We start from the raw sequence: 12,690 nt of genomic DNA on the forward strand, positions 1-12,690 counted from the left end.
CTCGGTTAAGGTTGTGCCCGCTACAAACGCAGGTCCGAGTGGCGGAATGGCAGACGCGCTAGCTTGAGGTGCTAGTGCCCTATTAACGGGCGTGGGGGTTCAAGTCCCCCCTCGGACACCGTGTGATCCCCGAGCCGATACGGCTCGGGGATTTTTTGTGGCGCATCCCGCCGCTCCGTGCGCTCGGTCCCGGATCGCGGCAACTCGCTCGCGATCCGGAACCGAACCAGGTCAGACCTGCCCGGAGCCGTTCCCGTTACCGAGCAACCCGGCGAGCCGACCCTTCGGGTAGGGCAACTCGATGCCGTGTTCCTCGTAGGCACGCAGGATGTCGCGGCGGATCCGGCGCTGCAGCGCCCACTGCGAGTTCGCCTTCGTCTTGAGCGTCATCCGCAGCGTCACCATGTCCGGCGACACCTCCTGCACACCGAGCATCTCCGGCGGCCCGAGGACGTCGTCGGCGAGATCCTTCTCCGCGACCGTGGCGGTCGCCGCCTCCAACGCGACCTGCTGGGCGCGGTCGATGTCGGCCGACAGCGATACCGGAACCTCGATCCGCGCGACGGCGTACTCCTGGCTCATGTTGCCGACGCGCAGGATCTCGCCGTTGCGGACGTACCAAAGCGTCCCGTCGATGTCGCGCAACGTCGTGATCCGCAGACCGACCGTCTCCACCTCACCGATCGCCTCACCGAGATCGACGATGTCACCGACGCCGTACTGGTCCTCCAGGAGCATGAAGACGCCGGAGACGAAGTCCCGCACAAGGTTCTGCGCGCCGAACCCGATCGCCAGACCCACAACGCCTGCGGAGGCGATGAACGGCGCGATGTTGACTCCGAGCACGCTGAGAATCGACAGCACCACCCAGACGAGCAGGATGATCGACACGGTCGACTTCAGGACCGAACCGATCGTCTTCGCGCGCTGGGCGCGACGCTCCGCCGCCGCGACACCCCCGGCCGGCGTCCGGTCACGCAGGTGGCGCAGCAGGGCGGGTTTGCGGGTCTCCACGCCGATGTCGGCGGCAGCCGGCTTGGACCGTTTGGTCGTCCGGTCGATGAGACGGTGCAATATGTACCGGACGATCAGTGCGACCGCCACGTACGTCGCGATCCGGATGGGGTTCTCGATCAGCCACTCGCGGTTTGTCTCCGTCCATTCGAAAGCGATGAGTTGAGGCGTCATGGCACCGACCGTACGGATGACTCATTGCATGTCCAGTTCGCGTGGCGACGCCGGTGCCGTGATCTCGCCGTGACCAAGCGGGGTGTTGCGAATCTCACGTCAACAGAGCACGGAGGGCCCATGCCGGGCGGTGCGACCTGAGCGCGACAATGGCGTGGTGATCCGCATCCTCCTCGACTGCGACACCGGTATCGACGATTCGGTGGCACTGCTCTATCTGCTCGCGCGCCGTGATGTCGACATCGTCGGTATCGCCTCCACCGCGGGCAACGTGCCGGTCGACGTCGCCACCGCCAACAACCTCTCCTGGCTGCAGCTGTGCGGGCGAGCCGACATCCCGGTGCACGTCGGATCAGCGGCGCCCCTCGTCGCCGAACTGATGACCGCCGAGGACACCCACGGGCCGCTGGGAGTCGGTTATGCCGATCTGCCGACTGCGACGATGAGCCCGAGCGGAACCGACGCAGCAGATGCGTGGATCGACGCCTCCCTGGCGTATCCGGGTGAGTTGATCGGCCTCGTCACCGGACCACTGACATCGTTGGCCACGGCCATCCGCCGGGATCCCGCCGTCCCCGGCCGCTTGGCACGACTGGTCGTCATGGGTGGGGCGTTCCACGTCCACGGCAACACGACGCCGACGTCCGAGTGGAACATCGCCGTCGACCCGGAAGCCGGCGCGGAGGTGTTCGACGCCTTCTCCACGGCCGGTGTCCGTCCGCCGATCATCTGCCCACTCGATCTCACCGAGTCGGTGGCGATGACCCCGGACCATGTCGTGCGGCTGGCGGCCGCTGCCGGTAGCGAGCCGGTCGAATGCCCTGATCCTGCGGACGAAACCGGACTTCGGTCGGTCGCCGACAACGTCGTGATCCGACACCTCGTCGACGCACTGCGCTTCTATTTCGAGTTCCATCATGCGCACGACGAGGGCTACATCGCGCACCTGCACGACCCGTTCGCGGCGATGGTCGCCCTGGCGCCCGAGATCGTCGAGACGGTTCCGGCACGAGTCGACGTGGAACTGGACGGACGGCTCACCCGCGGGATGACCGTGGCCGATGAGCGAGCGATGACCGGCGAACCCAACGCCCGTATAGCGACGGCCACCGATGTCGAGGCCGTGTTCGACGACCTGATCGAGACCATCGGCGCGTTCGCGCGAGGACGGGTCGAGTAGGGCGAGCCGCCTCATCGCTGGCCGAGTACGGCGAGCCACCAACCCCACCGCCGGTCGCCAACCCCGTCGCCGGTCGAGTAGGTCGAGCCGCTAGGCGAGACCGTATCGAGACCACTTGATGTGCGGCGCAAGAGGTTTCGATACGCCCTCGCCTAGCGGCTCGGGCTACTCAACCAACGGAGGGGTCGCCAGGCGTCAGTCGTCTTCCCCGTCGGCGGCGTGGTGATCGAGGTTGACCGTGCCGGCACGCCAGTAGCCGTCGACCTTCACCCGTTCCTTGGGCAATCCGAGTTCGCGGCGCAGGTAGCGGCGAACCGGCTTCAGCGAGTTGGCCTCACCGGCGACCCAGCAATAGAAGGAACCGTCGCGCAGTGCGGTGTCGCGAATCGCCTCGTGGAGCAGCGGACTGTTGCCTGCGGGAGCGGCACCGCGATGCAGCACACGGATCTCGGCCCCGGCGCGCTGCGGGAGATCGATCTCGGCCGCGGCGTCGGACACCTCCACAAACGCGACGACGCCCTTGTCGGCCGGCAGCTCCTCCAGCCATCGGGCCAGTGCCGGCAGCGCGGTGTCGTCGGCGCCGAGCAGATACCAGTCGTACCCGGTCGGATAGATGTGCGAACCACGTGGGCCCAGCATGCCCAGCCGGTCCCCCGCGACCGCACGCGTCGCCCAGGAGCCCGCGATCCCATGCGTGTGGAGCACGAAATCGATGTCCAGAAGGCCTGTTTCACGATCGAACGCCCGGACCGTGTAGTCCCGGTAGATCGGCCGGCGGCCGTCCTCGGGCGGACGCATCCCCTCCGGCCCGATCCCCGGCATCACGATCTCGCCGTTCTCGTCGGCAAAGAACAGCTTGATGTGGTCATCGGGTGCCATGTGGACGAAGTGGAAGTTGTCCGGCGAGGTGATGGCGAACGTGACGCGACGCATCTCACTACTGAGATCGACCGCGCGGACGACCTCGACCGTCCGCGGCACGAGGTCATACATGGTCAGTCGCACATCGGTGGCGTCCGGCGTCAGGTCGAGCTCACCGCTCGTTGCGCCATGTGTCCGAGAACGTGTCATCGAAGTCCCTCCCGCGTCGCGCCGACGGCGGGTTCGCCGGCGAAGTCATCACCCGATCCCACCGCCGCACCGACGAGTTCGCGACCGTCGACAAGCGTCCGCACGATCTCTCCGGACCGGATCGCGACGTTCGACAGCAAGGTGGAGGTCAGGCCATGAGTGTGCTCCGAGTTGCCCTGCACGAAGATCTGACCGGTCACCTCGCCCGAGGTGCGCACACGGTAGAGACGGTCCAGAACGGGACGACCGTGCCGATCTGCAACACATGCCCGCGCCAGGTCGCCCAGCATGTCGGCAAGGGGTGTCGGCTCGAAGCCGGTCGCGAAGATCACCGCATCGCAGTCCAGGGTGTGCTCGGCGCCGGTGAGACGATTCACGATGTGCACCCGCGCGGTGTCGTCGGTTTCGGTCAACTCGACCAATTCCGTCGCCCCGTGAACGAACAGGCGTCGGCCCCCGTCGACCCGCTCGGTGTACTCACGCCGGTACAGGTCCTCGATGAGGGCGGGGTCGACCGCGGAGTAGTTGGTACTGCGGTGATACTGCATCAGGCGTTCGCGCCACGACTCGTCGGCGGAGAAGTACTCGTCGACGGCGTCGGGGTCGAAGATCCGGTTGGCGTACGGGCTGTCGTCGGCCGGTGTGTACCCGTATTTGGCGAACACCGCGTGCACGTCCGCATCGGTCTCGTCGTGCAGGTAGGCCGCGACCTCCGCGGCGCTCTGCCCGGCGCCGACAACCACATACCGCTTGTTGCGGTGATCCGGGACATCCGCGAAACGGGCGAGCATCTGATGGTTGTGGAAGACGCGTGGCCCGGCCGTGACACCCGCGGGAAGTTTCGCTCGCAATCCACCGCCGAGCACGATGTGGCGTGCGCGGACCATGCCGTGCCCTGGCGACGAGACCTCGAAATAGTCGCCGCACCAGCGCACATCGGTGACCTCCGCGCCGTAGGCGACCGGGATCTCGACGCGGTCGGCTGCCCACGAGAGGTAGTCGTGGAACTCCGCGCGCAGCGGGAAGAAGTCCTGCCGGTTGATGAAGTGGACCAGCCTACCGCGTTCCGCCAGATAGTTGAGGAAGGTGTATGCGCTGCGGACGTTTCTCTGCGTCGCAAGATCTTTGAGAAAGGACACCTGCATCGTGGTGCCCGGCAGCAGCATTCCCGAATGCCAGCCGAATTCGTGCTTCTTCTCGAAGAACTGGGCGGTCACCCGTGCGTGCGGGGGGACGGTCAGATTGTGTTCCTCGATCGCGATGGCGAGGGCGAGATTCGACGGTCCGAAGCCGATCCCGGCGACGTCGACCATCGGGGCACGTTCCTTGGACAAGCGCTGCTCCTCTGCATCGTTCTCCAGACGGCGTGGCCCCACGGTGGCGGCGGACTCGCTCGTCCGACAGATAGTAGGTAAGTCTATCCTAAGCTCTGAGCCTCGGATCGGTCACCCTCGAATCCGCCGCGACGTGCGGCGACACCATCCGACCGGGCCCGAATACGAAGGGAAGCGCAGACGCATGCCGACGACACCGGTGCCGACCAACGCGACCACCTTTCTGCACTCCCGACCCGACCACCATCTCGTCGCCGAGGGCACGACAGGCCAGTTCACGGATCCGTCAGCCGCCGTGGAGGCTCTGCGGTCCCGAACTGCACACGCCGTAGTCGGTGCACTCCCGTTCGACCTTCGGGAACCGGCCGCGCTCATGGCACCGCGATCGCTGCGCCACCACGACGGGCCATGGCGGGGCGCATCCGGCGCCGAGGTTCCTGCAGCCGGCATCACGTCAGAGATTCCAGCATCGGACGAGCATCACCGACGAGTGGCCCACGCCATCGCGGCCCTGGCCGACCCGACGAATCCGCTGGACAAGGTCGTCCTCGCCCGCGCCCTGCGTCTGTGCACCGAATCAGCGCTCACCCCTTGGCAACTCGCTGCCCGTCTGGGACAAGGCGACGGGACCGGAAACCTCTTCGTCACGGACCTGTCCGCGGCCGGTGCCCGGTTCGCGGGACATCATCTCGTCGGTGCGAGCCCCGAGGTTCTCCTCCGCAAACAGGGCAGCACCGTGACGTGTCACCCACTCGCCGGGTCGGCGCCCCGCAGCCCCGACCCCACGACCGATTCGGCGCGCGCACGAGGCCTCGCCGGGTCGACGAAGGACCGCCACGAACACCGCATCGTCGTCGAGGGTCTACGAACGGCACTCGAACCGTTGTGCGGCACCGTCGAGGTCGCGGACGAGCCCTCCATGGTCAGTACCCCGACGATGTGGCACCTGGGCACGCCGATCCGCGGGACGGTCGCCGATCCCGGGATCACCGCGCTGGAACTGGCGGTCGCAGTCCATCCGACCGCCGCCGTGTGCGGTACCCCGACGGGGGCCGCACGCGATCTGATCCTGGCGACCGAGGGAAGCCGCGGCTTCTATGCAGGGGCCGTCGGCTGGAGTGACGCTGCCGGCAACGGCGAATGGATGGTCTCCATCCGCTGCGCCGAACTCGCCGACGACGGTCGCACCGCAACCGCATGGGCCGGCGGCGGCGTGGTGGCGCAATCCCGACCCGATGACGAACTTCACGAAACCACCGCAAAATTCCGAACCATTTTGGCTGCGTTCGGAATCGACGACTACGCCACGATCGACCGAGCCCCTACCGGGGTGCAGTCGGCGTGAGGGGGTGAAGCGTACGGGACTCTTCGTGACAGCCCTCCGCTCCGGACCTCCTCAGGGATCAGAAGGCACTCCTTGACGCGCGAGCTTGCGAGCGTCACCCACCTGGTCCCTGAGGAGCGAGCTTGCGAGCGTCACGAAGGGCAGCCGAGCCTCTACCCCTTCACCCGGTCAGTCCACGACCGTCCGTTCGGCCGTGATCGATTCGACCGGGGTGTCAGCGGACTCGGCGCCCGCACGGCGAACGGCCGCCACCACCATCGGACCGGCCATGATCGAGGTCACGACGGCGACGAGCACGACGACCATGTAGACGGCGTCGGTGAAGACGCCCAGCTCGAGACCCACTGTCGCCACGATGATCCCGACCACGCCCCGGGCGTTGAGACCGGAGCCGTACGCCAGCGCCTCCCAGCGACCGATCCGGGCAAGCCGCGCACCCACGTACCCACCGAGCACCTTGGTGACCACCGCGACCACCAGAACAGCCGACGTCAACGCCACCACCTCCGGCTCGCCCAGCACCCGCAGGTCCAGATGAAGCCCCGCGGTCGCCAGGAACACCGGCGCGAGGACGGCCGCGGTGACCGTCCGCAGGGGTGCCGAGGTCGTCGCGTCGCGCCGACCCACCAGGATCCCGGCGAAGAAGGCGCCGAGGACGGCTTCGAGGTGAAGCGCCTCGGTCAGGGCCGCCCCGGCGGCGATTATGACCACCACCACGGCGGTGACGTGCCCGTCGTGTGCCGACGATTCGAGGCGGTCGAGCGCGCGGTGCACCCACGGCCGCAGCACGAGGGCGCCGGTGATCACGGCGGCGAGCCCCAGAACGGTGACGGGCAGCTGCCACCCACGTAGGCCGACGGTGGTCATCGCCGACACCGCGGCGAGCAGCAACCACGCACCGATGTCGTTGATGGTGCCCGCGGCCAGCGTGATCTGTCCCATCTGCTGCCGCATCAGCCCCAGGTCGGTGAGGATCTTCGCGATCACCGGGATCGCGCTGAGTGACATCGTGGCACCGAGCAGCAACGCGAACTCGGTGGCCGACGACCCGGTGCCGTGAAAGGTCGAGGGCACCGCGAACCCCAACGCGATCCCGCCGCCGAGCGGAATCGCGAAGGACCACAACGACACCGACGACACCACTGTGATGCGGCGGCGCAGCACCGCGGTGTCGAGTTCGGTGGCGGCCAGCCCCACCAGCAGGAGGACGCCCAACTGACCGATGCCGTTCACCAGCTCGGATGGCTCACCGTCATCGGGAAAAAGGTCAGCGAACACGCCGGGCAACATCCAGCCCAGTACCGACGGCCCGAGCAACACCCCGACGGTGAGCTCACCGACCATCGCCGGCAACCCCACTCGCCGCGCGATCATCCCCGCGACCAGAGCGGCCGCGAGAATCACCGCGAGCTGGGCGAACATCATCGAGCGATGAACTGCTCCACGGCCGGACGGCCGTGGAGGATCGGTGTCATGCGGTCACGGCGACGGGTTCTGCCCACGCCAGCCCGTCCGCGGAGGGCACCAGCCCGCCCTCGAGCAGCGGGGGCTCCACGCCGTTGGATCCCACCGCGCTGCGTGCCTGCAGCGCGTTCATCTCCTCCATGACGTCACGCACCACCGGCGCGCTGAACATGTGACCCATCCGTTGGCCCGAACCGGTGTCCATACCGCCGGTCTTCTCGGTCGCATCGGTGAGGGCCCTGGTCGACGCGGTGAATTTCTCGACGATCTGATCCGGATCGGTCAAGACGTCCTCACCCGAATAGCCGCCCGCCACAAGCGATACGAACGCTGCGAGATCGGTCCGGTCGAGGTTGGTGACGCGTCGGGCCTTCCAGAAGTACGAATCCTCGGACTGTTCCATGTCATAGAACGCCGACAGGAACTCGTAGAACACTGCATACTCACGCCGGTATCGGCCCTCGAACTCTCCGAAGGCACGCTCTTCGCTCATCGCCCCCGACAACACGCTGTTGATCGACCGAGCCGCGAGGACACCCGAGTAGGTCGCGAGATGAACACCGGTGGAGAACACGGGATCGATGAAGCACGCGGCGTCGCCGACGAGAACCATCCCGTTGCCCCAGAATCGGGTGTTGGCGTACGAGTAGTCCTTGCGGAGGCGGATCTGGCCGTAGGTGCCCTCGGTGACCCGCGTGGCGTCGGAGAGCATGTCCTTGACGATGGCGCAGCGGTCGATGTAGCCACGCAGGGTCGATTCTTGCGCATCGAGCCGATCGGCCTTTGACTTCGAGATCACCGCGCCCACACTCGTCAGTTCGTCGGTGAGTGGGATGTACCAGATCCAGCCCTCGTCGAACGCCGCACACAGGATGTTGCCGGAATCCGGTGCGGGTAGCCGCTTGCCGCCCTCGAAGTAGCCGAAGATTGCGACATTCTGGAAGAAGTCGGAGTAGATGCGTTCGCCCCCGGCATGTTTCGACAACCGGGTGGTGTTGCCCGAGGCGTCCACCACGTAGCCGGCACGGACGTGGTGTTCCACCCGATCCGCGTCGACGTAGCGCACACCGACAACGCGCCCGCGTTCGTCCTGCTCGGTGCCGTTGACCCGGCAGTTCTGCCGGACGTCCACGCCGGACGAGGCCGAATGCTCGAGCAGGATCTGATCGAACTTCATGCGCTCGACCTGGTAGGCGTAGGAACCCTCACCGGCGAACTCTGGGGAGATGGCGAACAGGAAGTTCCACGGCACCGGATTCTTGCCCCAGCGGAAACTGCCGCCGCGTTTGGGCATGAAGCCGGCGTCCTTGATCTTCTCCTCGACACCGAGCAGTCGGCAGACACCGTGAATCGTCGACGGCAGCAACGACTCCCCGATCTGGTACCGAGGGAATGTCTCCTTCTCGAGCTGGATCACGCGGTGCCCGCTCTTGGCCAGCAGGGTGGCCACCGTGGATCCGCCCGGCCCGCCCCCGACGACGACGACATCGACGTTCTCGACCGCCGGCGCGCTCATCGGGTGGCCTCGCCGTTGGTGGTGGCCGATCCGGCGTCGGGGGTCAGTTCGCGCACCCAGGCACCGACCACCGGGTCCGAGGCGAGGGCGACGAGGTCGGCTTTGACGGCACCGGCAGCGCGCCATCGCTCGATCAACGACATCAGCCGCACCGAGTCCAGGCCGACATCGAGGACGTTGGTCTCATCACCGATCTCGGTCGCGGGTACCTGCAGGATCTCTGCGATGTCCTCGATGATCCGCTCCCTGGTGAGGGTCGAACTGGTCGTCGCCATGGGGTGCTCCTCACTTCCGCCATCCGTGTGGTGATGGCCTCGACAGCTTGCTGCTGCGCCGCACCGCCAGGCGGTGTGACGCAGTAATGTTGTTTAGCCTAACCTTGGTCAGATCGGCGGGCGGCACCGAGTCCGCCGTTCGTGTCGCGAGTAGGCCGCGCCCGGCGGCCTCGAAAGGTTGGGTAGGCTAAGCTATCGTGCGCATCGCCACTTGTGAATCCCTGCGCGGGAGAACTCGCCGACCGGCAGGTCCACGACGATGATGCACGCATCCGCCGCGCAGCGCGGATTGTGGTCTGCGCTTTCGGTTCTCCCGCCCTCGCCGGTGTTCACCGTCGGCCAGTTGCTCGACTTCGGGGCGCACGCCGATCCCGATCGGCTGCTCATCGCAGCGCGTACGGCGGTTGCCGAGGCCGACGGGTTGCGGTCGGTGTTCCGGCCACGACCCGATGGCGATGTGACCGTCGAGATCGGTGCGCCGATTCCGGTCACACGCCTCGACCTCGGTGGTGACCCGGCCATGGTCGACCGCCACGCTGCGCAGGAGGTCGGCGAGGCGATCGACCCCGCCACGGGTCCGTGCGCTCGCGTCACCGTTCTGACCGCAGGCGACCGCACGAGTCTGCTCGTCATCGCCCACCATATCGTGCTCGACGCCTATGGACTCGGCTTGCTCGGCCGGCGCATCGGCGCGTTGTACGCCGACCCCGCAGACCAGCGCCGACTGCGCTCGATCACCGAGGTGTCCGCGGATCACGATGCCTCCCGCGACGGCGACCGGGAGTTCTGGATCGACGAGACTGCCGGGGTGGGTGGGCCGTTGACACTGTCCGACCGGCCCCGAGGCCACCGGATCGCCCAGGGCGTCCACACCGTGCGTGTGACGGTCGAACGCGCCGGCGGCAGCACCGCCAACCCCGCGCGACTGGTTGCCGCCGTGGCCGCCTTCTGCGGCAGGTACGCCGACACCCGCGACGTCGTCCTCGGCTTCCCGATGATGAACCGACTCGGCTCCCCCACCGCCAACGTTCCGTGCACCACGGTGAACGTGCTCCCACTTCGAGTGGCGGTCAATGCCGGCGACCGCCTCGATGACATCGCCGCACGGGCCGCCGCACGGATGCGATCGATCGCCCCGCATGCGCGCCACCGCGGCGAGGACATCGTCCGTGAGCTACGTCGACGCGGAGTGGACGGGGTCGTCGGCCCCACGCTCAACATCAAACCGTTCGGATCCACGGTCGCGTTCGGTGATATCTCGGCGCAGGTCACCTCACTGGCGCGCGGCCCGGTGGTGGATCTCTCGATCACCGCACTCGGCCTCCCCGACGGAGACCTCGAATTGATGCTCGACGGCGACGCCGAGCTGTATTCGCAGACCGGACTCGACGAGCTGGCCGGCGATCTCCGAGCTTTTGTGTCGACTGCTCTGACCCACTCCGACAAGCCCATCGGCGGTATCGCCGTCGACCTGCCGTCGGCGGTGCAACGAGCCGAGGCCATCCGTGCCGCCGACGCCCGCACGCGCGTGCCCGCCGATGCTCGCTCCGTGGTGGCACGTCTGACGGACCGACGTGACGCGACCACGGCGATCATCGCGGAGGGCGAACGGCTCGACTACGCCGAGCTCCACCGTCGTGCCGATGCGCTCGCCGACGAGCTCGACGGGTGCGGTGTCGAGGACATCGTGGCGATCCGCCTACCCCGTGGAACCGACCTCGTGGTGGCCCTGCTCGCCGTCCTGCGTCGTGGTGCCGCCTTCCTCCCCCTCGACCCCGGGTTCCCGGCCGAGCGCATCGCGGCAACCCTCGCCGATGCACGCCCGACCGCGATCATCGAGCCCGGCGCCACAGGACCACTGGTGCGGCGGCTGCGCTCCGGCACGGGACACACGACGCGCGAACCACGCCCGGACGCCCCGGCCTACGTCATCTACACGTCGGGTTCCACCGGAAACCCGAAAGGCGTCGTGGTCGAGCACCGAGCCCTGACCAACTTCGCCGACGCCATGATCGCCCGCCTCGGATTCCGCCCGGGCCAGTCGCTCCTGGCCGTCACGACGATCTCTTTCGACATCTCGATCCTCGAGGTCATCGTCCCACTCGCCGCGGGCATGACCGTGGTGATCGCGACGGCCGGCGACGTGCACGACCCCGCCCGCCTCGCCGATCTCATCCGAACGCATGGCATCGACCACGTCCAGGCCACCCCGTCGCTGTGGGCTGCGTTTCTCGACGCCGGGCATGCCGATGTACTCGCGTCCGTGGCCGTACTCGTCGGTGGTGAGCAACTGCCGCCCGAGGTCGGTGCCGCGCTGTCTCGCGCGACCCGCAGCACGCGAAACATGTACGGTCCCACCGAGACCACGATCTGGTCGACCACCGCTGCCGTCGACCAGAGCGGTCCGGTGACGATCGGTACGCCGATCGACAACACCGGGGTGCGGGTCCTCGACACCACCCTGCATCCCGTTCGGGACGGGCGGGTGGGTGAGCTGTACCTCGCCGGCGACGGACTGGCGCGGGGTTACCGTGCGCGAGTCGCGCTGACCGCGGAACGCTTCGTCGCCGACCCGTTCGGCGCTCCCGGCGCACGCATGTATCGGACCGGCGACCTGGTCCGCACCCTCTCTGACGGATCTCTGGAATGCCTCGGACGCATCGACCATCAGGTGAAGGTGCGCGGGTTCCGCATCGAACTCGGCGACATCGAGAGTGCGCTCACCACGCACCAGTCGGTCGAACGCGCGGTCGCCGCCGCGACGACGGGAGGTCGGCTCGTCGCCTACGTCATCCCGCGAGAAGGCGCCGCGGACACCGATGAGCTACGCACACATTTGAGTGCGCGACTGCCCGACTACATGCTGCCGGCCGCCATCCTCACGGTCGACGAGTTCCCGCTCACCCCGAACGGCAAGATCGATCGACGCGCTCTGCCCGCACCGGATTTCGCGGCCGCCGCCGACGCCACCCGAGCTCCCGAGACTCCTATTGAGCACACCTTGGCCGACATCTTCGCGTCCGTGCTCGATGTCCCGCGCGTCGGCGCGGAATCGGACTTCTTCCTACTCGGGGGCGACAGCATCCGCGCGGTTCGTGTGGTCGCCGCGGCCGCTCACGCAGGTCTCGGCATCACGGCGCTGGACGTCTTCGACCGACCCACGGTGGCCGCGCTCGCCACGGTGGCGCGCCACGTCGAGCCGGCAACCGAGGCCGTCGGTATCGCCGTTCGACAAGCGGGGAGTGTCGGCGAACACACCACCGCCGGTGTCGATGCCGACGAACTCGATGAACTGATGGACGGAAACCTGTTGTGAC

Annotated in this window: 9 protein-coding genes and 1 tRNA gene; 4 read left to right on the forward strand and 6 right to left on the reverse strand. The window is 67.5% G+C overall.

Going from position 1 to position 12,690, the window contains the following annotated elements; all coding sequences use genetic code 11:
- Positions 1 to 32 precede the first annotated feature (32 nt).
- Positions 33 to 118, forward strand: a tRNA-Leu gene (locus tag VZC37_RS08325).
- Positions 119 to 231: 113 nt separating this feature from the next.
- Here VZC37_RS08325 and VZC37_RS08330 read toward each other — a convergent pair.
- Positions 232 to 1,188: a mechanosensitive ion channel family protein gene (locus VZC37_RS08330; RefSeq protein WP_330432000.1), complete on the reverse strand. Its 957-nt coding sequence runs from the start codon at positions 1,186 to 1,188 to the stop codon at positions 232 to 234.
- Between the two features lie 157 nt (positions 1,189 to 1,345).
- Between VZC37_RS08330 and VZC37_RS08335 the strand changes: the two genes are divergently transcribed.
- Entirely contained in the window at positions 1,346 to 2,368 is a 1,023-nt protein-coding gene (locus tag VZC37_RS08335) for a nucleoside hydrolase (RefSeq protein ID WP_330432001.1), read from the forward strand.
- 195 nt (positions 2,369 to 2,563) lie between these two features.
- Here VZC37_RS08335 and VZC37_RS08340 read toward each other — a convergent pair whose 3' ends face one another.
- Both VZC37_RS08340 and VZC37_RS08345 read right to left on the reverse strand, forming a co-directional pair.
- Positions 2,564 to 3,439, reverse strand: coding sequence for a siderophore-interacting protein (locus VZC37_RS08340; protein WP_330432003.1), 876 nt, complete (start codon positions 3,437 to 3,439; stop codon positions 2,564 to 2,566).
- Positions 3,436 to 4,752, reverse strand: a complete 1,317-nt coding sequence (locus VZC37_RS08345) for a lysine N(6)-hydroxylase/L-ornithine N(5)-oxygenase family protein (RefSeq protein WP_330432487.1) — start codon at positions 4,750 to 4,752, stop codon at positions 3,436 to 3,438. Before VZC37_RS08345 ends, VZC37_RS08340 begins: the two co-directional genes overlap by 4 nt.
- Positions 4,753 to 4,957: 205 nt before the next feature.
- Between VZC37_RS08345 and VZC37_RS08350 the strand changes: the two genes are divergently transcribed.
- Positions 4,958 to 6,118 carry an isochorismate synthase gene (locus VZC37_RS08350; RefSeq protein ID WP_330432004.1) on the forward strand — a complete coding sequence of 387 codons (1,161 nt, stop codon included), beginning with the start codon at positions 4,958 to 4,960 and terminating at the stop codon, positions 6,116 to 6,118.
- Between the two features lie 168 nt (positions 6,119 to 6,286).
- Here the strand turns inward: VZC37_RS08350 and VZC37_RS08355 are convergent, their stop codons facing one another.
- The 3 genes from VZC37_RS08355 to VZC37_RS08365 are packed head-to-tail and all read right to left on the reverse strand — an operon-like array spanning position 6,287 to position 9,373.
- The gene (locus VZC37_RS08355; RefSeq protein WP_330432005.1) at positions 6,287 to 7,543 is read right to left on the reverse strand and encodes a cation:proton antiporter; all 1,257 of its coding nucleotides are present in this window, start codon (positions 7,541 to 7,543) and stop codon (positions 6,287 to 6,289) included.
- 46 nt (positions 7,544 to 7,589) lie between these two features.
- A complete protein-coding gene (locus tag VZC37_RS08360) occupies positions 7,590 to 9,098 on the reverse strand; it encodes a tryptophan 7-halogenase (protein WP_330432006.1) in 1,509 nt (502 codons plus the stop codon).
- Complete coding sequence (locus VZC37_RS08365) at positions 9,095 to 9,373, reverse strand: phosphopantetheine-binding protein (RefSeq protein WP_330432007.1); 279 nt, start codon at positions 9,371 to 9,373, stop codon at positions 9,095 to 9,097. Before VZC37_RS08365 ends, VZC37_RS08360 begins: the two co-directional genes overlap by 4 nt.
- 259 nt (positions 9,374 to 9,632) lie before the next feature.
- Between VZC37_RS08365 and VZC37_RS08370 the strand changes: the two genes are divergently transcribed.
- Positions 9,633 to 12,689, forward strand: a complete 3,057-nt coding sequence (locus VZC37_RS08370; RefSeq protein ID WP_330432008.1) for an amino acid adenylation domain-containing protein — start codon at positions 9,633 to 9,635, stop codon at positions 12,687 to 12,689.
- Position 12,690: the final 1 nt, after the last annotated feature.

It is taken from the genome of Gordonia sesuvii (genome assembly GCF_036350415.1).
In the GTDB taxonomy this organism is placed as follows: Bacteria; Actinomycetota; Actinomycetes; order Mycobacteriales; family Mycobacteriaceae; genus Gordonia; species Gordonia sesuvii.

What these genes read in the sequence shown, in the direction of transcription:
- VZC37_RS08330 (WP_330432000.1), bottom strand. Translation starts at nt 1,188, where the DNA reads ATGACGCCTCAACTCATCGCTTTCGAATGGACGGAGACAAACCGCGAG.
- VZC37_RS08340 (WP_330432003.1), bottom strand. Translation starts at nt 3,439, where the DNA reads ATGACACGTTCTCGGACACATGGCGCAACGAGCGGTGAGCTCGACCTG.
- VZC37_RS08345 (WP_330432487.1), bottom strand. Translation starts at nt 4,752, where the DNA reads ATGGTCGACGTCGCCGGGATCGGCTTCGGACCGTCGAATCTCGCCCTC.
- VZC37_RS08350 (WP_330432004.1), top strand. Translation starts at nt 4,958, where the DNA reads ATGCCGACGACACCGGTGCCGACCAACGCGACCACCTTTCTGCACTCC.
- VZC37_RS08355 (WP_330432005.1), bottom strand. Translation starts at nt 7,543, where the DNA reads ATGATGTTCGCCCAGCTCGCGGTGATTCTCGCGGCCGCTCTGGTCGCG.
- VZC37_RS08360 (WP_330432006.1), bottom strand. Translation starts at nt 9,098, where the DNA reads ATGAGCGCGCCGGCGGTCGAGAACGTCGATGTCGTCGTCGTCGGGGGC.
- VZC37_RS08365 (WP_330432007.1), bottom strand. Translation starts at nt 9,373, where the DNA reads ATGGCGACGACCAGTTCGACCCTCACCAGGGAGCGGATCATCGAGGAC.
- VZC37_RS08370 (WP_330432008.1), top strand. Translation starts at nt 9,633, where the DNA reads ATGATGCACGCATCCGCCGCGCAGCGCGGATTGTGGTCTGCGCTTTCG.